The 25,825-nt window shown below is 68.4% G+C and carries 23 protein-coding genes; 11 read left to right on the plus strand and 12 right to left on the minus strand.

The annotated features are described in order from the left end of the window. The 4 genes from paaD to paaA all read right to left on the minus strand — a co-directional run bounded on the left by paaD (window position 1) and on the right by paaA (window position 2,749). Window positions 1-513 carry a 1,2-phenylacetyl-CoA epoxidase subunit PaaD gene (gene paaD, locus EFY87_RS01840; protein ID WP_123269861.1) on the minus strand — a complete coding sequence of 171 codons (513 nt, stop codon included), beginning with the start codon at window positions 511-513 and terminating at the stop codon, window positions 1-3. A 5-nt stretch (window positions 514-518) separates the two neighbouring features. Beyond that, window positions 519-1,445 carry a 1,2-phenylacetyl-CoA epoxidase subunit PaaC gene (paaC, locus tag EFY87_RS01845; protein ID WP_123269594.1) on the minus strand — a complete coding sequence of 309 codons (927 nt, stop codon included), beginning with the start codon at window positions 1,443-1,445 and terminating at the stop codon, window positions 519-521. Between the two features lie 73 nt (window positions 1,446-1,518). Continuing rightward, on the minus strand, window positions 1,519-1,812 hold the full coding sequence (gene paaB, locus EFY87_RS01850; RefSeq protein ID WP_123269596.1) for a 1,2-phenylacetyl-CoA epoxidase subunit PaaB: 294 nt from the start codon (window positions 1,810-1,812) through the stop codon (window positions 1,519-1,521). Further along, on the minus strand, window positions 1,805-2,749 hold the full coding sequence (gene paaA / locus EFY87_RS01855; RefSeq protein WP_123269862.1) for a 1,2-phenylacetyl-CoA epoxidase subunit PaaA: 945 nt from the start codon (window positions 2,747-2,749) through the stop codon (window positions 1,805-1,807). Before paaA ends, paaB begins: the two co-directional genes overlap by 8 nt. 82 nt (window positions 2,750-2,831) lie before the next feature. Here paaA and paaZ point away from each other — a divergent pair, with 82 nt between their 5' ends. Continuing rightward, the gene (gene paaZ, locus EFY87_RS01860) at window positions 2,832-4,859 is read left to right on the plus strand and encodes a phenylacetic acid degradation bifunctional protein PaaZ (RefSeq protein WP_245988299.1); all 2,028 of its coding nucleotides are present in this window, start codon (window positions 2,832-2,834) and stop codon (window positions 4,857-4,859) included. On the opposite strand, the gene EFY87_RS01865 is transcribed toward paaZ, so the two are convergent. Then, window positions 4,860-5,315, minus strand: a complete 456-nt coding sequence (locus tag EFY87_RS01865) for a Fur family transcriptional regulator (RefSeq protein ID WP_123269598.1) — start codon at window positions 5,313-5,315, stop codon at window positions 4,860-4,862. Window positions 5,316-5,575: 260 nt separating this feature from the next. Between EFY87_RS01865 and EFY87_RS01870 the strand changes: the two genes are divergently transcribed. The 4 genes from EFY87_RS01870 to EFY87_RS01885 all read left to right on the plus strand — a co-directional run bounded on the left by EFY87_RS01870 (window position 5,576) and on the right by EFY87_RS01885 (window position 11,247). Further along, on the plus strand, window positions 5,576-7,429 hold the full coding sequence (locus EFY87_RS01870; protein ID WP_220093455.1) for a CDP-glycerol glycerophosphotransferase family protein: 1,854 nt from the start codon (window positions 5,576-5,578) through the stop codon (window positions 7,427-7,429). Next, a complete protein-coding gene (locus tag EFY87_RS01875) occupies window positions 7,426-8,172 on the plus strand; it encodes an IspD/TarI family cytidylyltransferase (RefSeq protein WP_123269599.1) in 747 nt (248 codons plus the stop codon). Before EFY87_RS01870 ends, EFY87_RS01875 begins: the two co-directional genes overlap by 4 nt. Beyond that, window positions 8,169-9,233 (plus strand): NAD-dependent epimerase/dehydratase family protein, encoded by a 1,065-nt coding sequence (locus EFY87_RS01880; protein WP_123269601.1) that lies wholly within the window; start codon window positions 8,169-8,171, stop codon window positions 9,231-9,233. The genes EFY87_RS01875 and EFY87_RS01880 overlap by 4 nt, the downstream gene beginning before the upstream one ends. Window positions 9,234-9,387: 154 nt before the next feature. Next, complete coding sequence (locus EFY87_RS01885) at window positions 9,388-11,247, plus strand: acyl-CoA dehydrogenase (protein ID WP_123269602.1); 1,860 nt, start codon at window positions 9,388-9,390, stop codon at window positions 11,245-11,247. 31 nt (window positions 11,248-11,278) lie between these two features. Here EFY87_RS01885 and aroQ read toward each other — a convergent pair whose 3' ends face one another. Genes aroQ through EFY87_RS01900 form a run of 3 tightly spaced genes read right to left on the minus strand, consistent with a single transcriptional unit; the run spans window position 11,279 to window position 14,052 of the window. Further along, window positions 11,279-11,719: a type II 3-dehydroquinate dehydratase gene (gene aroQ, locus EFY87_RS01890; protein WP_123269865.1), complete on the minus strand. Its 441-nt coding sequence runs from the start codon at window positions 11,717-11,719 to the stop codon at window positions 11,279-11,281. 40 nt (window positions 11,720-11,759) lie between these two features. After that, window positions 11,760-13,595: an NHL domain-containing thioredoxin family protein gene (locus tag EFY87_RS01895; protein ID WP_123269604.1), complete on the minus strand. Its 1,836-nt coding sequence runs from the start codon at window positions 13,593-13,595 to the stop codon at window positions 11,760-11,762. Window positions 13,596-13,623: 28 nt separating this feature from the next. Beyond that, entirely contained in the window at window positions 13,624-14,052 is a 429-nt protein-coding gene (locus EFY87_RS01900) for a hypothetical protein (RefSeq protein ID WP_123269606.1), read from the minus strand. Window positions 14,053-14,171: 119 nt separating this feature from the next. On the opposite strand from EFY87_RS01900, the gene EFY87_RS01905 reads away from it, so the two are divergent. Beyond that, entirely contained in the window at window positions 14,172-14,798 is a 627-nt protein-coding gene (locus EFY87_RS01905; protein WP_123269607.1) for a LysE family translocator, read from the plus strand. A 194-nt stretch (window positions 14,799-14,992) separates the two neighbouring features. Here EFY87_RS01905 and EFY87_RS01910 read toward each other — a convergent pair whose 3' ends face one another. Both EFY87_RS01910 and EFY87_RS01915 read right to left on the minus strand, forming a co-directional pair. Next, window positions 14,993-15,787 (minus strand): carbon-nitrogen family hydrolase, encoded by a 795-nt coding sequence (locus EFY87_RS01910; RefSeq protein ID WP_123269609.1) that lies wholly within the window; start codon window positions 15,785-15,787, stop codon window positions 14,993-14,995. Window positions 15,788-15,792: 5 nt separating this feature from the next. Next, window positions 15,793-17,814 carry a bifunctional copper resistance protein CopD/cytochrome c oxidase assembly protein gene (locus tag EFY87_RS01915; protein ID WP_123269611.1) on the minus strand — a complete coding sequence of 674 codons (2,022 nt, stop codon included), beginning with the start codon at window positions 17,812-17,814 and terminating at the stop codon, window positions 15,793-15,795. Between the two features lie 74 nt (window positions 17,815-17,888). On the opposite strand from EFY87_RS01915, the gene EFY87_RS01920 reads away from it, so the two are divergent. The 3 genes from EFY87_RS01920 (at window position 17,889) to EFY87_RS01930 (ending at window position 21,280) form a co-directional block, all read left to right on the plus strand. After that, a complete protein-coding gene (locus EFY87_RS01920) occupies window positions 17,889-18,776 on the plus strand; it encodes a maleylpyruvate isomerase family mycothiol-dependent enzyme (protein WP_123269613.1) in 888 nt (295 codons plus the stop codon). Between the two features lie 243 nt (window positions 18,777-19,019). Further along, on the plus strand, window positions 19,020-19,526 hold the full coding sequence (locus tag EFY87_RS01925; RefSeq protein ID WP_123269615.1) for a MarR family winged helix-turn-helix transcriptional regulator: 507 nt from the start codon (window positions 19,020-19,022) through the stop codon (window positions 19,524-19,526). Next, window positions 19,523-21,280 (plus strand): MDR family MFS transporter, encoded by a 1,758-nt coding sequence (locus EFY87_RS01930; protein ID WP_245988300.1) that lies wholly within the window; start codon window positions 19,523-19,525, stop codon window positions 21,278-21,280. The genes EFY87_RS01925 and EFY87_RS01930 overlap by 4 nt, the downstream gene beginning before the upstream one ends. A gap of 63 nt (window positions 21,281-21,343) precedes the next feature. Here the strand turns inward: EFY87_RS01930 and EFY87_RS01935 are convergent, their stop codons facing one another. Further along, window positions 21,344-22,024, minus strand: a complete 681-nt coding sequence (locus tag EFY87_RS01935; protein WP_158607463.1) for a GntR family transcriptional regulator — start codon at window positions 22,022-22,024, stop codon at window positions 21,344-21,346. A 16-nt stretch (window positions 22,025-22,040) separates the two neighbouring features. Here EFY87_RS01935 and EFY87_RS01940 point away from each other — a divergent pair, with 16 nt between their 5' ends. Next, on the plus strand, window positions 22,041-24,887 hold the full coding sequence (locus tag EFY87_RS01940) for an FAD-binding and (Fe-S)-binding domain-containing protein (protein ID WP_342769091.1): 2,847 nt from the start codon (window positions 22,041-22,043) through the stop codon (window positions 24,885-24,887). Between the two features lie 5 nt (window positions 24,888-24,892). Here the strand turns inward: EFY87_RS01940 and EFY87_RS01945 are convergent, their stop codons facing one another. Next, window positions 24,893-25,201 (minus strand): DUF805 domain-containing protein, encoded by a 309-nt coding sequence (locus tag EFY87_RS01945; RefSeq protein ID WP_123269618.1) that lies wholly within the window; start codon window positions 25,199-25,201, stop codon window positions 24,893-24,895. 102 nt (window positions 25,202-25,303) lie between these two features. Here EFY87_RS01945 and EFY87_RS01950 point away from each other — a divergent pair, with 102 nt between their 5' ends. Then, window positions 25,304-25,822, plus strand: a complete 519-nt coding sequence (locus EFY87_RS01950; RefSeq protein ID WP_123269620.1) for a gamma carbonic anhydrase family protein — start codon at window positions 25,304-25,306, stop codon at window positions 25,820-25,822. Window positions 25,823-25,825: the final 3 nt, after the last annotated feature.

The raw sequence follows: 25,825 nt of genomic DNA on the forward strand, positions 1-25,825 counted from the left end.
TTAGTGCTCTTTCAGGTGGTCGAAGGGCTCACCGCACGCGCGACACCGATAGAGCGCCTTGCACGCGGTGCTGCCGAACTCGCTGGTCACCTCCGTGTCGCCGGACCCGCACTGCGGGCACTGTATGGCGCGGCGCTTCGGTTTCAGAGTCAACGCAATCGGGCCGCGGGAGGACGTCCCAGGTGGGGAAATGCCGTTCTCCCGCAACGCTTTCCGCCCTTCGTCACTGATCCAGTCGGAGGTCCACGGTGGGCTGAGCTGGACCCGCACCCGCACCGGCGCGATGCCCGCCTCGGTCAGCCGGCGCACCAGATCATCACGCATCGCCGCCATCGCAGGGCACCCGGTGTAGGTCGGGGTGATCGAGACTACGATGGCGCCGACCGCGTCCTGCTCGACATTGCGCAGCACGCCCAAGTCGGCCAGGGTCAGCATCGGCAACTCCGGATCGGTCACTTCGGATGCGATCGCCCAAACACGTTGCAGGTCAGTGCCTTTCAGCGTCGCCACCATCAGCGTCACCACCGGCCCCTCGGGTGGGCGCGGGCGACGACCTGCATCTCCGCGAGCATCCGGGAGAGCGCCTCGGAGTGCATACCCTGCCGTCCGGCCCTCCCCCGGACACGTGCCAGCCCAGGGACGTCCGGGGCCGTCATACCGCCGACGGCCAGCACCTGATCGAGCACGACGCCGACCTCCAGTGCGACCGCGGCAGGGTCGACGCCGACGGTGCGTTCGGTGTCCGTGCCCTCCCCCAGCTCAGGGATCAGCGGCCAGACCGCGCGCATGGCGTCAGTCAGCCGGCGGCGCGACTCCGACGTGCCACCGGCCAGGGTCACGAACCACCGACCCGCGAAATCCCGATGATAGGCAAGTTCTTTCACGCCCTTCGCCGCGATCGCCGACACCACCGCGTCCGGGTGACCGACCAGCCGCTCGAAGATCGCCAGGCGCCACGTCGACAGCACCAGCAGCCGGGTCACCAGCTCAGCGAAGTCGCCGTTCGGAGTCTCGGCCAGCCGCACGTTGCGGAAGTCTCCGGCCTCGCGGAAGAACGCCAGCCGGTCCTCGTCCGGCACCGGCGACCCCTCCGGCAGCACGGGCACAATCGACGAATCAGCGGCAGCCGCCCGGGCCAGCAGCAGCCGCGCCTGTCCGACCAGGTCGAGCGCCAGATTGGCGATCGCGATGTCCTCTTCGAGGTCCGGCGCACGGCTCGTCCACTCCGACAAGCGGTGCGCGTAAACCAGCGCGTCATCGCCCAACATCAGGCAATACTGCGCCAATTCGGCTGCGTCGAGCCCGTCGGGGATGGTCGTGTCGACCCCGGCAAGCGGGTCCTCGAAGTCCGTGCCGAACGCCCAGTGCGCGTCGTTGCTGAGCAGCCCGGCATACGCGTTGTCGTGCGCGTCCTCAGCGTCCTGCTGGATGTGGATGTCGTTCATAAGGTTCCTTGAGATCTACCGAGCATCGAACCCGGGGTCCCCGGCGAAGCGGAGGAGAACTTCGTGGGGTGGGTCACATGTGAGGGACGTTGGAAGGGATGTCGTAGAACGTCGGATGCCGGTAGACCTTGTCACCGCTGGGCGCGAAGAGCGGGTCCTTCTCCTGCGGGCTGGAAGCGGTGATGTCGGCCGACGGCACCACCCAGATCGACACGCCCTCGTTGCGCCGGGTGTAGACGTCCCGCGCATGACGCAATGCGAGCTCGGCGTCCGGCGCGTGCAGCGAGCCAACATGCACGTGGTTCAGGCCGCGCTTGCTGCGGATGAAAACCTCGTAAAGCGGCCATTCTGCTTGGTTCTCAGTCATTCTCGTCCGCCCTCGCCTTCGCCGCGAACGCCAGGGCAGCCTCGCGGACCCAGGCGCCGTCGTCATACGCCGCCTTGCGGTGCGCGATCCGCTGCGTGTTGCAGGGGCCGTTGCCCTTGACGACCTGCCAGAACTCGTCCCAGTCGGGCTCGCCGAAGTCGTAGGAACCGCGCTCCTCGTTCCACTGCAGCTCCGGGTCGGGGAAGGTCACCCCGAGCGCTTCGGCCTGCGGCACCGACATGTCGACAAACCGTTGGCGCAGTTCGTCATTCGTGTGCCGTTTGATGCCCCACTCCATCGACTGCGCGGTGTTCGGCGAGTCGCCGTCGGGCGGACCGAACATCATCAGCGCCGGCCACCAGAAGCGGTTGACCGACTCCTGCACCATGGCGCGTTGCTCGTCGGTGCCGCGCATCATCGTCATCAGCAGCTCATACCCCTGCCGCTGGTGGAACGACTCCTCCTTGCAGATCCGGATCATCGCCCGGCCGTACGGCCCGTATGACGTCCGGCAGAGCGGCACCTGGTTGCAGATCGCGGCACCGTCGACCAGCCAGCCGATGGAGCCGACGTCTGCATACGTCAGGGTCGGGTAGTTGAAGATCGAGGAATACTTCTGCTTCCCCTCGATCAGCCGCCGGGTCAGCTCGTCGCGCGAGACCCCGAGCGTCTCGGTCGCCGAATAGAGGTAGAGCCCGTGCCCGGCCTCGTCCTGCACCTTCGCCAAGAGCACCGCCTTGCGACGCAGCGACGGCGCGCGGGTGATCCAGTTGCCCTCCGGCTGCATGCCGATGATCTCCGAATGCGCATGCTGCGCAACCTGCCGGATCAGCGTCTGGCGATACTTCTCCGGCATCCAGTCGCGCGGCTCGATGCGGTCGCCCGCGCCGATGGTCGCGTCGAAGGCCTTCTCAAGCGGCGCCTCGTCCACCTGCACGACATCCTCCTATTTACAGACCGAATGGTCAGTTATTAGTCTGGCATGTGATGGCGCCGATGGCAACGACAAGGGAGTGCCCGTGACAGACGCACGCACGCTGGAGAGCTACGCAGCCGGATCCTGGTTCCGGTCCGACGCCGAGGGACAGCCCCTGGCCGACGCCACGACCGGCGAGACCGTGGCGCGGATCAGCAGCAGTGGCCTCGACCTGGCCGCAATGGTGCGGCACGCCAAGCAGGTCGGCGGCCCGGCCGTGCGCGCACTCACCTTCCACCAGCGCGCGCTGCTGATGAAGGACGTCGCGACCTACCTCTCGCGGCCGGAGATCAAGGACGAGCTGTATGACGTGTCCTTCAGAACCGGTGCGACCACGAAGGATTCGTGGATCGACATCGACGGCGGCATCGGCACGGTCTTCAGCTACTCGGGCAAGGCCCGCCGCGAACTACCCAACTCCACCATTGCCCCCGACGGCCCACCGGAGCCGCTCGGCAAGGGCGGCACCTTCCTCGGGCAGCACGTCTTCACCTCGCGCCCGGGCGTCGCGGTGGAGATCAACGCCTTCAACTTCCCGGTCTGGGGCATGCTCGAAAAGCTCGCACCGGCCTTCATCGCCGGACTGCCGAGCATCGTCAAACCGGCCAGCCAGACGGCGTACCTCACCGAGCTCACCGTCCGCCGGATCATCGAGTCCGGCATCCTGCCCGAGGGCACGCTGCAACTGCTGTGCGGCAGCGCCGGCACCCTGCTCGACGAACTCACCGTGCAGGACTCGGTCGCCTTCACCGGATCCGCCCACACAGCGGGTGTGCTGCGACGGCACGAGTCCGTCGTGTCGGGCGGCGTTTCCCTTGGGGTGGAAGCGGATTCGCTGAACTGCTCGGTGCTCGGTGCCGACGTCACCGCGGACGACCCCGAGTTCGACCTCTTCGTGCGCGGCGTCGTCGCCGAGATGACGGTCAAGGCAGGGCAGAAGTGCACCGCCATCCGCCGGGTCATCGTGCCCGAGCCGATGGTGCAGCCGGTGATCGACGCGATCAGCGCCCGGCTCGACCGGATCACCGTCGGTGACCCGCGCGACGAGGCGACCCGTATGGGTCCGCTCTCATCTCTCGCCCAGCGGGACGAGGTCCGCAAGGCGATCGAGGCGCTGCGATCGAGCGCCGACGTCGTGTATGGCGACCCCAACGCGGCTCTCGGCGACGCCCGCGGCGCATTCCTCGGGCCGGTGCTGCTGCGCACCCACCCCGGTTCGACCCAGATGCACGACGTCGAACCCTTCGGACCGGTGGCATCAGTCGTCGGATACGGATCTACCTCGGACGCGGTGGAATTGGCCGCTCGCGGCAAGGGCAGTCTGGTCGGTTCGGTAGTCACGCACGACCCCGACGTGGCCCGCGAGCTCGTGCAAGGACTCGCGCCGTGGCACGGCCGCATCCTCGTGCTGGACCGCGACGACGCGAAGGAGTCGACCGGCCACGGTTCGCCGCTTCCGGTGCTGGTGCACGGCGGTCCGGGCCGGGCGGGTGGTGGCGAAGAACTCGGTGGGGTCCGCGGCATCCTGCACCACCTGCAGCGCACCGCCATCCAAGGGTCGCCCGACATGCTGACCGCGATCACCGGTCGCTGGACGACCGGCTCCGCCCGGGACGCCACCGGCATGCATCCCTTCCGGAAGTCGTTGGCGCAGTTGCGGATCGGCGACACGATCGCGACGGCCAGCCGCACGGTCACCCTCACCGACATCGACGACTTCGCCGCGAAGACCGGCGACACGTTCTATGCGCACACCGACCCCGAAGCGGCCGCGCGCAACCCGATCTTCGGCGGCATCGTCGCGCACGGTTACCTCGTCGTGTCGCTGGCGGCTGGGCTCTTTGTCGAGCCCAGCCCGGGTCCGGTGCTCGCGAACTTCGGCATCGACAACCTGCGCTTCCTGACTCCCGTGCGGGCGGGCGACTCGATCAGCGTGCTGCTTACCGCGAAGCAGATCACGCCGCGGCAGTCCGCCGACTACGGCGAGGTGCGCTGGGACTGCCTGGTGAGCAACCAGGACGGCGAGCCGGTCGCGACATACGACGTGCTGACGCTCGTCGCCAAGGAGTAGCTAGCGCGCCCGGCAGTCGGCACAGGTGCCGAGCAACGCCGCGTGCTGCGCCTCGAGCTCGAAGCCGAGGCCGTCGCGGACCCGCTGCGCCAGCGGTGCCAGCCAGTCGGCAGGTATGTCGAAGAACCGCTCGCACGTCGCGCACTGCAGATGGGCGTGGCCGACCGGAGCGCCCGCCGAGTGCCGTAGGTGGTAGATCGTGGCGCTGTTCGGGACGTGGGTGTGCGCCACGATGCCGAGCTCGGCCAGGGACTGCAGCGAGCGGTAGACCGTCGCGCGATGCACCCCCGGCTCCGCATCGTCCACGCACGCGGCAATCTCCTCAGCGCACAGGTGCCCGTTGGCTCCGTCGAGCACCTGGAGCACGGCGCGCCGGGCCACTGTGACCCGCTCGCCCTTGGCGCGCAGCAACTGCACCGCTTCGGCCACTGCGGGGGAATCCTCGCTCTGGCGCATCGCACACCTCCTGCCCCAAACCGTCCCGTGGCAGCCCGACCGGTCCAGCTCCCGCGCGAAACGGGCGCGGAAAACGGCCCGTGCGCGCCGACCATGTCGTGGTCAATCTTCGCACAATAAACTTCGGTGCCCGCGACGCTCCGCGACGACCGCCCCGCCGCCTCGCGGCCGCCCGGACGAACTCCGACTACCATCCGTGTGGGCAGACCGCTGCCCGGTAAGGTTCGAAGTCGCCTGATTTCGTCGAGAGGATCCAACGGGTGCGCGTGAAGACAACGGTCAGCGAGATCGCCTGGGACCGGGTGCACCTTGGCCTGCTGATCCGGATCGACGACATCGATCCGGCCGCTGCTCCCGCACCGGCACCGGCCGACCCGCTCGCCGAGCCCGAACCCCTCCTGATCGCCGAGCCGTTCGACGCTCCGGTCGACCAGGTGCTCGACTGCATCGCGCCGCAGGATTTCGTGCCGCCGGAACCCCCAGCCGACCGCGCGGCGCTCGCACCGCAGCTGGGTTTCGCGCTCCGGGACGGCATCCGGATGCTTGAGGTCCCCGTCGAGATCGATAACGACGGCAGCTACCGGATCACCATCAACATCACCAATTTCCACAAGCGCAAGGCAGTGCCGAACGGCTCCTGGAAGCTCGTGCCGACCTACGGTGGAGTCGCCGTCGGCCCCGGCGCGACCTTCCCGCTGAACCGGTTCGAGGAACTTGAGCCGGCATCGCGCAGCTACCTCTACAACAAGAATCTCTCGGCATACGTCGTCAAGTTCGACGTCACCGAGGACGACGTCCGGCCCGAGTTCCTGGTGCGCTGCTATGCCTTCGGCCGCGGCGCCGGCAAGAAGACGCGCAACCCGTTGCGCAAGCTGCAGCAGAAGGTCACCGGTCATGACACCCGGGTCAAGCTGGCCAACAACCTCTATCGCGTGGCGCGCGCCGTCCGGCCCCCCAACGGCAAGCGGATCCTCTTCGCCTCGGAGGCACGCACCGCGATCGGCGGCAACCTGCTGCAGGTCCGGGACCGGATGGTCGAGCGCGGCCTGGACCAGGAATACGAGTTCCGCTACTCCTTCCGCATCCCCCAGACCGCGACCAAACTCGGCACCGCACGCACCATCTGGCTGATCGCCACGTCCGACTACGTGCTGATCGACGACTACTTCAGCATGCTGCTCGGGCTCAAGCTCGATCCGCGGACCGTGCTGGTGCAACTGTGGCACGCCGGCAGCGGCTTCAAGACGATCGGCTTCAGCCGGTTCGGCCGGTACGGGTCGCCCAAGCTGACGAATTCACACCGCACCTACACCTACGCCATCTGCGGGTCGACCCACCTCACCGGCGTGTATGCCGAGGCGTTCGGCATCGAGGAGAACGCCGTCATACCGACCGGGCTGCCGCGCATCGACGTCTTCCTCGACCCTGAGCGCACCGCGCGCGTGAAGGCCGAGTTCGCTTCTCGTTACCCTGGTTTCGTCGGCAAGCGAGTCATTCTCTTCGCGCCGACCTTCCGCGGCCGCGGGATCAAGGACGGCTATTACGACTACGACCGGCTGGACCTCGGCGCGATCCACGAGGCGATGGGAGACGATTCGGTCTTCCTCTTCCGGATGCATCATTTCATCCACCAGGCGCCGCCGATCCCGGCACAGTATGCCGACCGGCTCTTCAATGTGGGCGACTACCCGGACACCAACGACCTGCTGCACAGCGTCGACGTGCTGATCACCGACTATTCCTCGATCATCTACGAGTTCTCCCTGCTCAACAGGCCCATGGTGTTCTTCGCCTACGACCAGGAGATCTACTCGGTCACCCGCGGCTTCCACCGCGACTACGCGCTGACCGCACCGGGCAAGATCGTCGCAGACTCCGCCGGACTGGTGCGTGCTCTCGTCGAGAACGACTTCGACACCTGGAAGGTCGCGGGCTTCCGCCGGGAGAACTTCGACCATGTCGACACCCACTCGTCCGACCGTGTCATCGACTGGCTGATCCTCGGCCGGCCGCAGGAGCGACAGCTCGAGACCGCAGCGGACCCGCACACCAGCGTCGACCAGGCATCCGGCGAGATCTCGCCCGACGCGATCGTCAGCGAAAGGACACCATGAGCGCCCAGGGTGAGCAGAGCAGGCCGGCGAGCGTCGCCGTGATCTTCGCCGGGGGCGTCGGCTCCCGGATGGGCAAGGCGGCGGTGCCGAAGCAGTTCCTGGAGATCCATGGCAAGCCGATCATCGTGCACACCCTGGAACACTTCCAGGATCACCCGGAGATCGACGCCATCGCCATCGCGATTCTGCCCGAGATGCGTGACCAGCTCGAGCGACTCGTGCGCTGGTACGACCTGTCCAAAGTGCGCTGGGTGGTCGATGGCGGCGCCACCGGGCAGGAGTCGCGGCACAACGCGCTCAAGGCGGTCTCGGCCGACTTCGAGGGCGACACGATCGTGCTGCTGCACGACGGCGTGCGCCCGCTCATCGACGCCGAGCTGATATCGGCGAACATCGCCGCTGCACGCGAGCACGGCGCGGCGACGACCTGCACGAAATTTAACGAGACGATCGCCTCGTCCCCGTCCGAGGTGATCGTGGACATCATCCCGCGAGACACCATCTACTCCGCGCAGGCACCGCAGACCTTCCAGCTCGACGAGGTGCTCAGCGCCTACGACCGCGCGGTGAGCGAGGGCGAGCACGACTCCATCGACTCGCTGTCCCTGATGTTCCGTTACGGCCACGAGGTGCACCGGGTCGAAGGTCCGCGGTCCAACATCAAGATCACCACGGCGGAGGACTTCTACATCTGCCGCACGTTCTTCGAGCTGATCGAGAATCGGCAGGTGACCGGGCTGTGAGCGGGACCGATCCCGGCAACCGGGTGATCGACGGCGATGTCGAGCGGATCCTGGGCAGTGACCTGCCCTGGGGAGACCTCGCGGGCCGGCGGGTGCTGGTCACCGGCGCGCGCGGAATGCTCGGTTCCTATGTATGGCGCACCCTGCTCGGCCTCAACGACCGGTCGGCGGCCGGCATCGAGGTCGTGGCCCTGGTGCGCGACATCGCAGCGGCGACACCGACTTTCGGGGCGGCAGCGGACCGCACAGACCTGACCCTGGTGCAGGGCGATGTCTCAGACCTGGACCCGGCTCTCATCGACGGTCCGCTCGACGCCGTCATCCACGGTGCGAGTCCAGCGCGTCCCGCATTGCACGCAAGCAACCCCATCGGCACCATCCGCGCCAACGTCGACGGCACTAGGAACATGCTGCAGCTGGCGGTCGACCGCGGCGCCACGATGTTCCTCACCATGTCGTCCGCAGAGGTCTACGGTGCACAGCCAGCCGACCGGAAACTCATCGGGGAGAACGACTTTGGCGGTTTCGACATACTGAATCCGCGTGCGTGCTACTCCGAGGGCAAACGGGCTGCCGAGACCTATTGCGCGTGTTACCGCGCGCAATACGGCCTGGGCGTGCGCATCTGCCGCTTTGGGCACATCTACGGTCCCGGTATGGCGCTCGACGACGGCCGGGTCCAGGCCGACTTCGCTGCTGCCGCCGTCGCCGGTCGCAACATCGTGCTGAACAGCGCGGGCACGGCCGTGCGCACCTACACCTACGTCTCGGACGCCATTGCCGGGCTTTTCACCGCCTGGCTGCGCGGGGGTGCCGACCTGGCCTACAACATCGCCGACAAGTCCGGCCTGATCTCGATCCGTGAGCTGGCGGAGCTGTTCGCCCGGTCGCGGCCGGGTCTCGACCTGCAGCTGGAGTTCACCAACCCGGACGACTCACGGTCCTATCAGCCGTCGCCCGGCCAGGGCCTCGACAGCTCCCGGCTGGAGTCACTCGGCTGGCGGGCGCAGGTGCCACCGGCCGAGGGTGTCGCTCGGATGGTGGCGCACCACCTGGAGTGATCACATCGGTGGGATCTACCGGATGATGTTTCCGCTCAACCGGTTTCGCGGCCGACGTGCGGCGACGCTCCCGCCATACCGACCCCGGGTGCGCAAGCCTTACTCGTCAGTAGCACAATGAAGTTACTGATGAGTAGGGCCACCTGGAGGAACCATGTCCCATTACAAGAGCAATGTGCGTGACCTGGAGTTCAATCTCTTCGAGGTGCTCGGCCGCAGCGAGGTGCTCGGCTCGGGCCCGTACGACGCGGTTGACGCCGAGACCGCGCGCGAGATGCTCAAACAGCTGGCGCAGCTGGCCGAGAACGAGCTCGCGGACAGCCTGCTCGACTCCGACCGCAACCCGCCGGTCTACGACCCGCAGACCAAGAGCGCGACCCTGCCGGAGGGCTTCAAGAAGTCCTACCAGGCATACCTCGACTCCGGCTTCACCGCCGTCGACCTGCCCGAGGAGCTTGACGGCACCGTCGTGCCGCCGTCGCTGAAGTGGGCAATGAACGAGCTCATCCTGGGCGCCAACCCCGCCATCGGCATGTATGCCGCGACCTTCGCGTTTGCCCGGCTGCTGTTCATCCTCGGCACCGACGATCAGAAGAAGCTGGCCAAGTGGATGGCGGAGGGCGCGTGGGGCGGCACCATGGTGCTCACCGAGCCGGACGCGGGCTCCGATGTCGGCGCCGGGCGCACCAAGGCCGTGCAACAGCCGGACGGCACCTGGCACATCACCGGTGTGAAGCGCTTCATCACCTCCGCCGAGCAGGACATGACCGACAACATCGTGCACTTCGTGCTGGCGCGTCCCGAGGGCGCGGGCGCCGGCACCAAGGGGTTGTCGCTCTTCATCGTGCCGAAGTTCCACGTCGACCTGGAAACCGGCGAGCTGGGCGAACGCAACGGCGTCTACGTGACCAACGTCGAGCACAAGATGGGCCTGAAGGTCTCGACCACCTGCGAGCTGACCTTCGGCGACGGTGCGCCGGCCGTGGGGACGTTGCTCGGCGACGTCCACGACGGCATCGCGCAGATGTTCCGCGTCATCGAGCACGCGCGAATGCTGGTGGGCACCAAGGCAATTGCGACCTTGTCGACCGGATATCTGAACGCACTCGACTACGCCAAGCAGCGCGTGCAGGGCGCCGACATGACGACGCCGGCCAAGGACGCGCCGCGCGTCACGATCACCCACCACCCGGACGTGCGCCGCAGCCTCATGCTGCAGAAGGCGTACGCCGAGGGCCTTCGCTCGCTGGTGCTTTACACCGCGTCGCAACAGGACATCGTGGACGCGGAGTTCCTGCGCACCGGTTCCGAGCAGCCCGAGCCGGGTTCGCCCGCCGAGATGGCCGGCAGACTGAACGACCTCCTGCTGCCGATCGTCAAGGGCGTCGGGTCCGAACGCGCTTGGGTGCTGCTCGGCACCGAGTCACTGCAGACGTATGGCGGGTCCGGCTTCCTGCAGGACTACCCGATTGAGCAATACGTGCGTGACGCGAAGATCGACACTCTCTACGAGGGCACCACCGCCATACAGGGCCAGGACTTCTTCTTCCGCAAGATCGTCAAGGACCAGTTCGCTTCCCTGATGTACCTCGCCGGCCAGATCACCGAGACGGTCAAGGGCGGCGACGGACACGATGGGCTGCACCGCGAGCGCGAACTGCTCGGCACGGCGCTGGCGGACGTGCAGGGCATCGCCGAATGGCTTGCCACCACGGCGATGTCGGCGCTCGAGGAGGGGAAGGCGACGGAGATCTACAAGGTCGGCCTCAACACCTCGCGCTTCCTGCTGGCTGCCGGCGACCTGGTGATCGGCTGGCTGCTGCTGCGCGGCGCCGAGGTCGCGCAGGCTCGGCTGGACTCCGGCGACGCTGGCGCGGACACTGCGTTCTACCAGGGCAAGGTCGCTGCAGCGCGGTTCTACGCGGCGAACGTGCTGCCGAAGATCGCCGCCGAGCGTGCCATCGCGGAAGCCACCGACCTGGCGCTGATGGAGTTGCCGGAGGAGTCCTTCTGATTGAACGGAGGTGGGGCGGCGCCGCGTCCGCTCAGCGCTGGGTGAGGGCAGCGAGCCGGCGGAGCGCGAACTCGTAGCCGTCGGCACCGCAGCCGACGATGACGCCCGACGCGAGGTCCGAGAGGTAGGAATGGTGCCGGAATGCCTCGCGGGCGAAGACATTCGAGACGTGCACCTCGACGAACGGCACCAGCCCCGCGGCCAGCGCGTCGCGGATCGCCACAGACGTGTGAGTGTAGGCGCCGGCGTTGAGCACGATGCCCGCGTCGTCCCGCCGCCGCTGAATCTCGTCGACCAGGGCGCCCTCGTGGTTGCTCTGGAAGAACTCGAGGTCCAGGTCGAGCTCGGCCGCCACCTCGGTGCAGCGCCGCTCGACGTCCGCGAGAGTCGTCGCGCCATACAACCCGGGCTCACGGGTACCGAGCAGGTTGAGGTTCGGGCCGTTGAGCACGGCGATCGTCGAGCGCGTCATGCGCCCATTATGGTCGTCCGCGAGCCGGTATGACGGAACGTCACCCGCCCGCCGCACGCAGCGCAAGCCGCAGCTCCGCGGGCGCGCCATCGACCAGTCGGACCGGAATGCCCCAATCCTGTTGGTAGACATGGCATGCCGCATGCTCGGGCAGCTCGCCGGTGATCGGATCGCCGTCACAGGCAGCCGCTCGCACCGAGATGTGCAGGACGCCTTCGCGGACGTCGCCGGCAAGCTGCAGGGTCCGCTCCAGACCCTGCGCAGCGCCGGCTCCGGATCGCAGCAGCGCCTCGGGGGCGGCCGTGACGGTGAGCTGGGTCGGGTCGCCATAACGCTTGTCGAGCTTCTGGCCGGTTGGCGGCACGAAATCGACGACGACGCGCACCGGCCCGGAGGCGAGCTCTGTCGCCGGACGCTGTGTCTGCAGCGCAGCACCCGAAACCCGTGCCGCAGCAACAGGTATGGCGACCCGAACCACTGCATGGGCAGCCGACTCGACGACGATCAGCTGGGCACCGTCCGGGCCGTCCTCGACAATCAGGTCACTCGGCTCAGCCAATCCCGTTGCGAGCGTGGCGACTTCGTTCGTGCCGGGGTCGTATCGCCGCACAGCACCGTTGTAGGTGTCGGCGATGGCGACGCTGCCGTCGGGCAGTTCGGCGAGCCCGAGCGGGTGCTGCAGCAGCGCCTCACTCGCCGGACCGTCGACGTGGCCGAAGTCGAAGAGACCCTTGCCGATGGCAGTGTGAATCTGAAAGCCGTTGTCGGACAGGTCGATCCAACGCAGCGCCGACGTCTCGGAGTCGGCAAACCAAACTCGCGAACCATCCGCACTCGCCGCCAAGCCGGATGGCTGCGCAAGCAGGGCGTCATAGGCGCCATCGTCGAGCAACCCCTCCTGACTTGTGCCGGCGAGCACTGCGACCGAGTTGTCCTTCGGGTCGGTCGCGAGATGCAGCGCCCATAGTTGATGCGTGCCGGCCATGGCGACGACGACTCGGTCGATCCACCACGCGAGATCCCATGGCGTCGAGAGCGGCTGGGTCAGTGCAGCGCCGCTGCCGGAACGCTCGCGCAGCTGCTCTCCGGTGCCGGCTTGTAGCCGAATCTTCCCGTCCGACAGGCGAATAGAGAAGATCTGATGCCGTACGCTGTCCGCCACCACCGCGTCGTACCCGAGGCGTTCAGCCGTATCGGCCGGCAGCACGAGCACGCCATGAGGTGAGTCGAAGACCGACGCGTCCCCGAATCGCGCACGCTCGGTCTCCAGGTCTGCCTCCAACTGCACCACCTGATGGTGCGCGGTGTCGGACACCAGGTAGCTGCCATCGCCGACGGCAGCGAGCTTGCCCGGAAAGCGCAGTGCGGTGACGGGTGTGGCGGGCTCGACATACGGCCTGGACCCGGAGCGCAGCGTCCCTTTCGCTGCGTGCTCGTCCAGCAGCTCGCGGATCAGCACCTCGAGGCCGTACGCGTGTCCCTCTCCGGAGAACTGGCCGACGACGTAACCCTCAGGGTCGATCACGACGAGCGTCGGCCACGCGCGAGCCCCGAAGGCATCCCAGGTGCGCAATTCCGGGTCGTCCAGGACCGGGTGGTGCACGGCGTAGCGCTCGACGGCCTGCCGGAGCGCAGCCGGGTCGGCTTCGTGCTCGAACTTCGGCGAGTGGACGCCGATCAGGACCAGTTGATCGGCGAATTCGGTTTCCAGCGGGCGCAATTCGTCCAGGACGTGCAAGCAGTTGACGCAGCAGAAAGTCCAGAAGTCGAGCACCACAACCTGGCCCTGCAGGTCGGACAACCGGACATCGGCGCCGCCGGTGTTAAGCCAGCCGCGGCCGATCAGCTCGGGTGCGCGCACGCGCAGTCTCGTCATACGCCCATGGTCGCGCGGCGGTGAGCCGCTACCGCACGCGGCCCCGCGTGGTCGGGTAGTCCGGCCGTGACCGGTGGAGCGCGGGCAGGCCGCCGCTCGCGATCAGCTTCGCGATCTGCGGGATGCGCTCGCGCGACGGACCCCAGCCCTTGACCTGCTCCGCCGCTTGCAACCGGCCGCGCTGTGTGACCTCGATGGTCCACGGTTTGCCGAAGATCGACCGCGCAATCATCACGAGCGGGAAGAACAGGAGCAACAGCAGAAACTCACCGAGGAAGATCACGAGGATCACGATCATCGGCACCAGGATGATCCCGAGGATGATCAAGCTGATCGGATCGTCGCCGATGTCCGGGATGTTGATCCAGTCCAGATCCCTCGCCTTCGCCTTGCGTCGCCACGGCAGCCACTTGCGGCGCACGCGGTACTTCTCGCCGTTCGGTGCCACGACCTTCATCTGGTGTCCTTCACGTCCGGTGGGTCTGCGATGCAGACGGTAGCTGCAGGGTCCGTTCCGGCGGTCAGCTGGTGGGACGGCGGTGTCCGTATGCCGGGCACCGTCATACCATTTCGCGTATGACGCAGTACCTCTCGTTCGTCGCGCTCGCCATCGTGCTGGCCATCGCTCCCGGCCCTGACTCGCTGCTGACCCTGCGCAGCACGCTGATCGGTGGCCGGCGACGTGGAGCGTGGACAGCAGTCGGCATCCTCGTCGCCAACATCGTGCAAGGCGTCCTCGCGGCGTCCGGGCTCGGTGCGATCCTGGTGCACGCCGAGACCGTCTTCCGGATCATCAAGTGGGTCGGCGCGGCATACCTCGCCTATCTCGGGTTCCTCGCGATCCGGGCTGCCTGGCGGATGCAGTCCGGGGAAGCCGCGGTGGTGACCGGTGCCGCGATGCGGCGCAGCCCGTGGTCGGCCGCCCGGCAGGGCTTCCTGTGCAACATCACCAACCCGAAGGTGCTGGCCTTCAACATCGCGGTGCTGCCGCAGTTCGTCGGCGAACACGCAAGCGTGGCAACGCTGCTCACCTATGCGATGACCCTCGCCGCAGTGGGTTCCGTCGTGCTCGTCGCCCTCGTCGCGATTGCCGGCATCGCGTCGCGCGTGCTGCAGCGAGTCACCGTCCGACGCTCCATCGAAGGCGCCACCGGTGTCGTGATGCTCGGCTTTGCCGGCGCGCTCGTCGCCGAATCGAGCTGAGTTTCGGGTCGGGTCGCTGCGCGGCGGGCCTGGGGCGTCCCGAAGGCGCGACCGTCGAGACTTAGGGACGCGAAACCGGCGGTATGGCGCCCCGAAGGCGCGACCGTCGAGACTTAGGGACGCGAAACTCGCCCCCGACCGTCCCGAAACCTCGACCGTCGAGACTTAGGGACGGACCGCGGGCGGCGCGTGGCCTACAGCCGGCGGTCGCGCAGCACTGGGAAAGCGTCGCGGAACTCCGCCACCGCAGCCGGGTCGATGTCGACGCGCAGCACTTCCGGGCCGGTGCCCGCCTCAGCCAGCACCTCGCCGGTGGGCGCGATGACCGCGCTGTGGCCGCCCATCTCGGTGCCTGCGTGCGTGCCCGCGGTGTTGCAGCCGATCACGAAGCACTGGTCCTCGATCGCCCGGGCCCGCAGCAGCAACGACCACGCCTCGACCCGTGCTGCCGGCCACGCAGCAGGTATGACGAAGAGCGCCGCCCCGCGATCCACCTGTGCTCGGTAGAGCTCGGGAAACCGCAGGTCGTAGCAGGTCGACAGGCCCGCCTGCACCCCGGCGAGGTCGGTGACGACGACGTCCTCGCCGGCCTCCATCAGCTTGGGTTCGCCGCCCCCGAAACCGAAACGGTGGATCTTGCGGTAGGTCGCGGCGACCCTCCCATCCGGCGCGATCAGCACCGACGTGTTCCACAACGACTTCCCTTCGGGCCCGGTCTCGCCGGACGACGGGTGCTCCGCGATCGAACCGCCGTGCAGCCAGACGCCGGCGTCGCGGGCAGCGTCCGCGAGCGCCGCGATGACCGGGCCGCCCAGGTCCTGCGACCGCTGTGGCCAGTCTCGGTAGGAGAACCCGCCGGCCGACCACAGCTCAGGAAGCACCACGAGGTCTGCGCCACTCTCGGCATGCACCAGCCCGGTCACCCGCGCGGTGCGCTCGGCGACCGACTCCGTGTCGTCATACGCCAACTGGACGACGGCAATTCGCATGGCGATCAATCCCTTTCGGTAGTCCGGCTTCCGGTGGCCTCAGCACGAGCACGCGCCGCGAGATAGTCGTTGTACGCATTCAACTCCGCGTCGCCGTCACGAGCAGCCTGGCGCTCGGCTCGCTCGCCCGCGGCGCGATCGCTGCGATACCACTCGGAGGCGATCAGCATGGCGAACATGAACGTCGGGAACTCCCCTGCGCCCCACGCGACGGTGCCCGCGCGCTGCTGGTCGACCAGCGGGTTCGGCACCCAGGACAGGTGCAGCACCGAGAAGAAGTCGGGCGCCAGCAGCGTGGTGCCCGTCATCATCGCGACGCCGAAGAACGCGTGGAAGGCGATCGCGATCAGCAGGACGAGCATCCGGATCGGCGGCGCCCAGCGCTTCGGCCCGGGGTCGATGCCGACGAGCGAGTAGGCATAGACGTAGCCGGTGATCATGAAGTGGGTCACCATCAGCACGTGCCCGGTGTGCGTGGTGAGCGAGAGGTAGAACCACGGCGAGTAGTAGAACGCGATCAGCGTGCCGAAGGAGAGCGTCGCGGCGATGACCGGGTTGGCGAAGAACCCGAAGATCCGTGAGTGCATGACCGCCAGCAGGATCTCCCGCGGGCCGAGCGTGCCGTCGGAGCGCTTCGGCAGGGCGCGCATCGCAAGGGTCACGATGCCGCCGCGCACCAGGCAGATCGGCACCAGCATGGACACGCCCATGTGCATCAGCATGTGCATGGAGAACACGACGTGGCCGTAGATCGCGGGGGCACCGTCGACGAAGTAAACGAAGCACGCCCACCCGCAGATCCACCAGACGGTGCGGGCGACCGGCCACTTGTCGCCACGGCGGTGCAGCCGCCATACCCAGTGCAGATAGACCCCGAGCGCGATCACGGCGACCGCGGTGAACAGCCACTCGACCCGCCAGGCCGCGAACCAGCTGCTGGTCACCAGCGGCGCAGGCGTCGGGAAATCGGTCAGCGAGAACGCGATATCGGTTTTCTGCAGCGGTGATTGGCCGGACACGGGCGGCTGCGAGCGCGACAATGCCGCGCCGAGGCCGATGGCGACCACCATCACCAGCCCTTCGAGTGCCGCCAGTCGCCCGAAGGCCGCCCGACCCGTCTTCGACGAACTGTCGACCCGGAGCCGGTCGACCACCCGGTGCCGCTGGAACCAGCCGAGCACGCCGAGCGCGAGCAGCGCCGCGACCTTGGCCAGCGCGATCACGGAGTACCGCGAGTCCAGCCCGCCGAAACCGCCCAGCCGGATCCACGCGTTGAGCAGGCCGGAGAGGCCCACGATCGCATAGCACCAGGTCGCGATCGCCGAGAACCGCGCGACCACGTCGGGTGCGCCCTTGCCGAGCCGCGGCCACATCAGGAGTATGGCGAGCAGCCCGCCCACCCACAGCGCCACGCCGAGCAGGTGGAACGCCAGCGAGTTGACGGCCGCGTCGTGGTCGTTGCTGCCGGCGGCGTGCCCGACCAACGCGAGCGGCCACAGCGAGACGAGCGCGCCGAAGAAAAGCCACGCCTGCCCGTCACGGCCGGCTCCCGCGAAGCACGCGATCGCGATGGCCAGCCCCACCAGCGCGGTGATCGCCGGGTTGCGCAGGAGTTCGAGTTGCCAGGTCCAGCGCCATACTCCGGTCCAGAAACCGCTGGACCCGACGCGCACCCCGGCGTCGTCGGCATACCCGAGCACGACGCTCACGACACCGAAAAAGGCCCAGGAGAGGGCCGACCAGGCGGCATACCGGCCGACGCGGAAACGACGCGCGGTCTTGGCGCCCTCGGGCATCAACAGCCCGCCGAGCAGCAGCAACCCGACGGTTAGCGCGATCGACAGCTCGAAGAGCATCGTGGCGAGCGGCAGCCCCCAGCGCACGGTCGCGCCGGGGTCGAGCAGTTGCAGCTTGTCGGCCGCTCCGGTGAACTGCAGCGCGGCGGCGCAGGCGATCAGCCCGGCAAGCGCGGCGATGGCGATCGGCCGGCCGGTCGACGTCGGACGGGCGCTGGGCTGACTGGTCACCCGAGAAGGTTAAGTCCCGCAGCCTGTGGTCGATCCGGTCGGTGCAGCGGCGGGTAGCGGCTACCTTGGTCGGTATGTCGACACGACCGCTCCCACCGGAAACCCTCGACGAACTGGTGGCGGCGTATGCCGGCACGGCGCAGGCCGTGCTCGACCTCGGCCTCACCTGCCGGCCCGAAGACTTCGGCAAGCCGACCCAGTGTCCCGGATGGACCGTCAAGGATCAGATCTCGCACGTCGTCGGGCTGGAGTCCGGCTTCGTAACCGGCGAGTTCAACCAGGTGGAGGTGCCCGAATATCCGTGGATCCGCAGCGATTTCGGGCGTTTCATGGAGCAGGCGGTGGAGGAGCGCCGCTCCCGCACCGGCCACGAGGTCGTCCAGGAGCTCGCACACGTGCTGCCCCGCCGGTTGCGGGCGCTGCGCGATCCTGGCAACACCCTGGACACTCCCGTCACCCCGGTGCTCGGCGGACTCGCCACTCTCGGGGAGCAGCTGCCGGTGCGCATCATCGACATCTGGTGCCACGAACAGGACCTGCGCGAGGCGCTCGGCCGCCCGGGCAACCTCGACTCGCCGGCCGCGGCAGCCTTCGTGAACACCGTGCTGCAGGCGTTCCCGGCCCGGGCCGCCAAGGCCGGACTGCAGCCGGGCACCTCGGTGATCATCGAGTCCACCGGGCCGGTGCTCGCGCGGGAGGGCGTGCGCATCACCCCGAAACCGGACGGCACGCTGTGGGGCGAGTCGCTCTTCTCGGGGCAGGCGCACGTCGACGAGACGGACGAAACCACCGGCGAAGTCATCATCGTGCCGAAGGGCTCGATCACCACGATCCGGCTGACCACTGAGGCACTCACCCGGCGCGGAGCGGGCCGGGTGCCGACCGCAGACCTGCGCTACACGGTTGACGGCGACCCGTCCGTCGCCGCCGCCGTCCTGAACCGCCTGGCCGTCACCCCCTGAGCCCCGGGCTGTATGCCGCCCGCGGCGTCGCTGCGCCGCCTGCTGACTCGGTCGCGCCGCCCGCTCGGGGCGCCGCGTGACACCCCTCACAGCGTTTCGATTTGGAACATCGGCCCCCAATGCATATAGTTGCTTGTTGCAAACAAATGAGCAGACCCGCGGACTTCTGCCGGGCCATGGACCAAGCAGCCGCCCGGCTGCCGGCCCGACCTCCTCGACCGGCCCGAACCTCAGGAAGACCCCATGTCCGTCGATCACGCAATTGCGAGCGAGCTCTCCGTCGAGCTCATCCACCTGGTCAAGAAGATCGAAGCCCGCCGGCTGCACGCCAAGCGGCAAGCCGACGTGGAGGCTTCGTCATACCCGGTGCTGTTCGACCTGCACCGGGGACCGGCCAGGGTGTCCGCCCTGGCCGAGCACGTGCACTCGGACGTGTCCACGGTCAGCCGCCAGGTGACCAGCCTGGTCACTCAGGGGCTGGTCGCGAAGGTCTCAGACCCCGACGACGGTCGCGCCCAACGAGTGGCACTCACCTCCGACGGCGACGCCCTCATCGCGCGCCTGCAGGACCTGCGCGTGGCCTGGATCCAGGGCCTGCTCTCGGACTGGACGAACGACGAAGCGATCACCTTCGCGAACCAATTGCACCGGCTGTCCACCGCACTGGGCGGGGAACTCGACCGCTCCCGCGGGCAGTCCGTCGACCTCGACTACCCCACGGCCCCCACAACTCGAAAGGATGCTTCGTGAGCGCCTCTACGGCGGCCAAGACTGCCCCCTCGGACGGTGAATACACCCACCGGCAGGTCCTGACGATCCTGATGGGTCTGATGCTCGGCATGTTCCTCGCCGCGCTCGACCAGACGATCGTCAGCACGGCAATCCGCACCATCTCCGACGACCTGCACGGTCTGTCGATCCAGGCCTGGGTGACCACGGCATACCTGATCACGTCCACGATCAGCACGCCGATCTACGGCAAGCTGGGCGACCTCTACGGCCGCAAGAAGCTCTTCCTCTTCTCGATCACGGTCTTCGTGATCGGATCCCTGGCGTGTTCGTTTGTGACCTCGATGTACGAACTGGCCGCGTTCCGCGCCTTCCAGGGCATCGGCGCCGGTGGCCTGATGAGCCTCGCCCTGGCGATCATCGGCGACATCGTGCCGCCGCGGGAGCGAGCCAAGTACACCGGTTATTTCATGGCCGTCTTCGGCACCTCGTCGGTGCTCGGCCCGGTCGTGGGCGGATTCCTCGCCGAGAGTCACTCGATCCTGAGCATCACCGGGTGGCGCTGGGTCTTCCTGGTGAACGTGCCGATCGGCATCGTGGCGTTCTTCGTCGTCGTCAAGACGCTGCACCTGCCACACATCCGGCGCGAGGCGCGCATCGACTGGTGGGGCGCCATCACCCTGGTGGTCTGTCTGGTGCCCGCGCTGACCGTGGCCGACCAGGGCCAGACCTGGGGCTGGGGCGCCGGCAAGTCGATCGTCTGCTACGTCATCGCAGCCATCGGCCTGATCAGCTTCATCGCGGTCGAGGCCAAGATGGGCAACGACGCGCTGATCCCGCTGCGGATCTTCAAGCTGCGGGCCGCGACCGTCACCATCATCGCCTCGGTCATCGTCGGTATGGCGATGTTCGGCGGCATCACCATGCTGCCTCTCTACATGCAGATCGTGCACGAGGCGTCACCGATGAAGTCCGGGCTGATGATGCTGCCCATGGTCGTCGGCATGATGCTCTCCGGCATCGTCTCCGGCCAGATCACCGCTCGCACCGGCCGGCTGCGCCGGCTGCCGACGATCGGCACCTTCATCGCCACGGTCGGGTTCCTGCTGCTGTGGCAGATCGGTGCGGACACCAGCCTCGGCCTGGTCATGGTCGACATGTTCGTCGTCGGCGTCGGGATCGGGCTGTGTATGCAGCCGCTGACCCTGATCGTGCAGAATGCGGTGCCGCCCGCCGAGATCGGAGTGGCCACCTCGGCCGCCACCTTCTTCCGGTCCACCGGTGGCACCCTGGGTGTCGCGATCTTCCTGTCCATCCTGTTCTCGACGGTGGCCGGCAAGATCCAGTCGTCGATCGCGTCGGCGATCCATCAGGACCCGTCACTGGCCACGCACGCAGCGGACTTCAAGCTCATCGGCGCACAGGTGCTCAGCAACTCCGACGTGCTCAACAACTACCCCGCCGAAGTCACGCACCCGTTCAAGGTCGGCTTCTCCAAGTCCATGGTGCTGGTCTTCCTCTGCGCCGCCGTGCTGATGTTCGTGGCGTTCCTGGTGACTTGGCTGATGCCGAAGATCACCCTGCGGAGCCAGTCGGCGATGCAGGCAGCGGCCGCCGAAGCCGTGCAGGCCGAAGGGGCGTCCTTCGACGCGGTGCACGAGTCGGCCGAACCGGTCGCGGCGGGCATCGGTGTCCCGGGCAGGCACGAACCCACGGACGGCAGCACCCTGAGCGAGGTCGACGAGTCGCGGCAGCCGAGGCACAGCGCGGACTGAATTTCAGATAGCCCGAAGGGCGCTCGGCGTATGCCGGGCGCCCTTCGGCCGTATGGTGGACCGCTACCCGCTGACCAGGCGCTCCCACGCCTGCTCGGCCTGCGCGTCACCGTCCGCGTGGGCCTGCGCGATCAGCAGCCGGCCGGTGGTCAGCAGGTGCGCGCGCATCTCGGCGGCTGCCTGCTCGGCGTCGCGCGCCTCGATCGCGGTGACGACCGGCTCGTGCTCGGCGAGGATCTGCGCCAGCGAACGCGAGCGGCCTGCGGTCGACGCCCCGATCAGCCGGGTCGTGTCACGCAGACCCGCGATGAGCGAGACCAGGCGCGTGTTTCCGCCTGCGGCCAGGATCGCGGTGTGCAGCCGCTCGTCCGCCGCAGCGAATCCGGGGTCGTCGCCTGCCTTCGCGGCGTGACGCATGGCGGCGAGCTGCTCGCGCAGCTCCTCTCCGAGGGCAGCTGTGGCGTGGCGTGCGGCCGTCGCCGCCGCACCGGGCTCGAGGGCGAGCCGCAGGGCGAAGATTTCCGCGACGTCCTGCCCGCTCGGACGCACCGCCCGGAATCCGCGCTGTGGCACGAACTCGATCAGACCGGCTTCCGCGAGCGAGAGCAGGCCCTCCCGGACGGGACTGCGGGACATGCCGAGACGGTGGGCGATCCCGGGCACCGAGTGGAAGGTGTCGTGGCCGATCGTGCCGTCATACAGCCAGCCGCGGACCTGAGCCGCGGCGGTTTCCGCCAAGGACATGGGTAACATGTTACCTATGTCTCTCCCCGTGGCGCTGCGCTCCGCCGGACTCGAGGTCCGCGATGACGCAACTACACGCGCGGCATACAGCTCGGACGCCTCGCTCTATCGGGTGCCGCCCGCGGTCGTCGTATTCCCGCGCTCCGCCGAGGAACTCACCACCGCGTATGCCGTGGCGCGCGACGCGGGTGCGACCTTCACCACGCGCGGCGCCGGCACCTCGGTCGCGGGGAATGCCGTCGGCCCCGGCGTCGTGGCGGACCTGTCGCGGCACTTCAACCGGGTGCTGGAGATCGACGCCGAGGCAGGCACCGCGCGCGTCGAGCCGGGCGTGGTGCAGGACCAGCTGCAGCGAGCTGCCGCGCCATACGGGTTGCGCTTCGGGCCGGACCCGTCGACATCGACCCGCTGCACCATCGGCGGCATGATCGGGAACAATGCCTGCGGATCGCGCAGCCTGGGCTACGGCCGGACTGCGGACAACGTCCTTGCGCTGCGCGGGTTCTTCGGCACCACAACGGAATTCGCAGTTGTCTCCGAGTCGGATGACGCGATCGCCTCGGCGGAGGCGACCGCGTTGCGCGCGCTCGCCGCCGCTTGCCTCGCGCTCATCCGGACGCAGTTCGGCCGGTTCGGGCGGCAGGTGTCCGGCTATGCGATGGAGCACTTGCTGCCCGAGCGAGGCGCCGACGTGGCGCGCTTCCTGGTCGGCTCCGAGGGAACGCTCGGCGTCGTCACCGAGGCCACCGTGCGGCTGGTGCCCGACCCCGCGCACCGGCGGATGATCGCCCTCGGGTTCGCCGACATCGTCGCGGCGGGCACGGCAGCACCCGCCGTGCTGGCGCACCGGCCGACAGCGTGCGAGGGGCTCGATGCGCGGCTGACCGACGTGCTGCGCGACCGGCGCGGTGCCGACGCCGTCCCGGACCTGCCGCGCGGTGGGGCGTGGCTCTTCGTGGAGGTGAGCGGAGACGACGCTGCGGAGGTGGAGGCTCGGGCGTCCGCAGTTGCCGCGGATTCGGCTCTCGGAGCTGTGGATTCGCGGGTGGTCACCTCCGCCGCTGAGACGGCGCAGCTGTGGCGGATCCGGGCCGACGGCGCCGGGCTGGCCGGGCGGTCGCCTGCGGGTGAGCCGGCCTGGCCAGGCTGGGAGGATGCCGCAGTGCCACCCGAGCGGCTCGGCGACTACCTGCGCGATTTCGACGAACTGGTCGCTTCCCATGGGCTGACGTCCGCGCCGTTCGGGCACTTCGGCGACGGGTGCATGCACGTCCGGCTCGACCTGCCGCTGCAGCGCCCGGACGCGGGCACGGTGTTGCGGTCATTCATGACCGACGCCGCCGAGCTCGTCGGGCGGTATGGCGGGTCGCTGTCCGGTGAGCACGGCGACGGGCGGGCGCGCAGCGAGCTGCTCCCCCACATGTATGACGCCGAATCCCTCGCTCTTTTCGCCGCCGTGAAGCGGGTGTGCGATCCCGAAAACCTTTTGAATCCGGGCGTTCTCGTCGATCCAGCGCCGATCGATGCTGATCTGAGATTCCCGGCACCTGCCGCACCGGCCTCGACCCGCGGACGGCAACTCGCTCTCGCCTGGGCGTCTGACGGCGGTGACCTGTCGCAGGCGGTGCACCGCTGCACCGGGGTGGGGAAGTGCCGCGCGGTGGGCACCGGTCCCGACGCCGTGATGTGCCCGTCATACCAGGCGACGCGGGAGGAGAAGGACTCCACCCGGGGACGGTCGCGAGTGCTGCAAGAGATGATCAACGGCACTGTCGTGCAACCGGATTGGCGGGCGCCGGAGGTGCACGAGGCGCTCGATCTGTGCCTGTCCTGCAAGGGCTGCCTGTCCGATTGCCCGACCGGTGTCGACATGGCATCGCTGAAGTCGGAGGTGCTGCAGCAGGCGTATGCCGGGCGCCGCCGCCCGGTCTCGCACTACACGCTGGGCCGGCTGCCGCAGTGGCTGCGACTTGCCCGGCGTACGCCCCGAGTCTCCCGGCTGGCAATGCGTTTCGGCGACCGGGTCGGACTCGCCAAACGGATGGCGGGGGTTGACCCACGCCGGTCCATCCCGGTGATCGGACCGGTGTCGTTCGCCGAGTGGGCCACCGAGCACGGACTGCGGCCCTACCTCCCCGGCGTCACTGACAATCCGGCACTGCTGTGGGTCGACACTTTCACCGACCAGTTCACCCCGGAGATCGGCGCGGCGATGGTGACGGTGCTGCGGGACGCCGGCTATCAGCCGGTGCTGCCTCCACGCTCGGTGTGCTGCGGGCTGACACTCATCTCGACCGGACAGCTCGATGCCGCGAAAGCGACTCTGCGCGCGCTGGTTTCGACACTCGCCCCAGCGGCGAATGACGGCGTGCCGATCGTCGGTGTCGAGCCCTCGTGCACTGCGGTGCTACGGCACGATCTGCGGGAGTTGCTGCCCGCCGACGCCGGAGCGCGCGCGGTCGCGGACGCGACGGCCACGCTCGCCGAGCTGCTGAGCCGCACGAAGGGCTGGCAGCCGCCGGACCTGTCCAGGACCCGGGTCATCGCCCAGCCGCACTGCCACCATCACGCGGTGATGAACTGGGCTGCCGACGAGCAGTTGCTGCGGGCGGCAGGCGCGGACGTCACGCGAGTCGGCGGATGTTGCGGGCTGGCAGGCAATTTCGGCGTCGAGCAGGGCCACTACGAGGTGTCTGTCGCGGTCGCGGAGACCCACCTGCTGCCCGCCGTGCGCGCTGCCCAAGCGGGTGACGTCATCCTCGCCGACGGCTTCTCCTGCCGCACCCAGTTGCACGACCTGGCGGGAGCTGACGGCATACACCTGGCGCAACTGCTTGCCCGCAGCGCCGACAACGCAAGGTGACCGGCTCAGCGATAGCCGGCTGACCCTCCGCCATACATCGGCGGCCCCGGAGGCCCTGCGGAAGCCGCCCAGGCGCGCAGCTGCTTCAGCTCACGCTGCGCCGGGCTCTCCTTGAAGGCGAAGACCAGGAACATGACCACGTTGAGCAGCGGCACCAGCGCGATCAGCACCCACGCGCCGGAGTAACCCTCGCGGCTGATGATCTTGACCCACGCGATGATCATCACGATCGCCAGCGCGAGCCAGATGATGCTCAGAAGGACGAAGAACGCTCCGAAATGGAACGAGTCGGAGCCGCCGCCTGTAGAACCCATGCGCCGAAGCTACCGGACCGAGGGGCTCCGACGCCGACTCCTGGAGCGGATCCGTGACCGCACTATCGTGACCAGCAGACCAACCGGACCGAAGGAACCACCATGCTGATCTCTCTCGACGGCCACACCCCCGAACTCGGCGAGGACGCGTGGGTGGCGCCCACCGCGACGCTGATCGGTCAGGTCCGGCTCGGGCCGCAGGTCGGCATCTGGTACGGCACGGTGATCCGCGCCGACCTGGCGCCGATCGTGATCGGCGCCAACAGCAACATCCAGGACGGGTGCGCGCTCCACGCCGACCCGCGCTTCCCGCTCACCGTCGGCACCGGAGTTTCGGTGGGGCACAACGCGATCCTGCACGGCTGCACCGTCAAGGACGACGTGCTGGTCGGCATGGGCGCGACCGTGCTGAACGGCGCCCGGATCGGCGCCGGCAGCCTGATCGCCGCGGGTGCCCTGGTGCCCGAAGGCACCAAGATCCCGCCCGGCTCGCTGGTCGCCGGTGTCCCCGGCCGGGTGCGCCGGCAGCTGACCGAGACCGATCAGGACCGCATCCGCCAGAACGCCCGTATCTACCTGGAGTTGAAGACACTCCATGCCGGCGCAACCACGGATCTGTGACGC

Source organism: Flexivirga caeni (assembly GCF_003724155.1).
In the GTDB taxonomy this organism is placed as follows: domain Bacteria; phylum Actinomycetota; class Actinomycetes; order Actinomycetales; family Dermatophilaceae; genus Flexivirga; species Flexivirga caeni.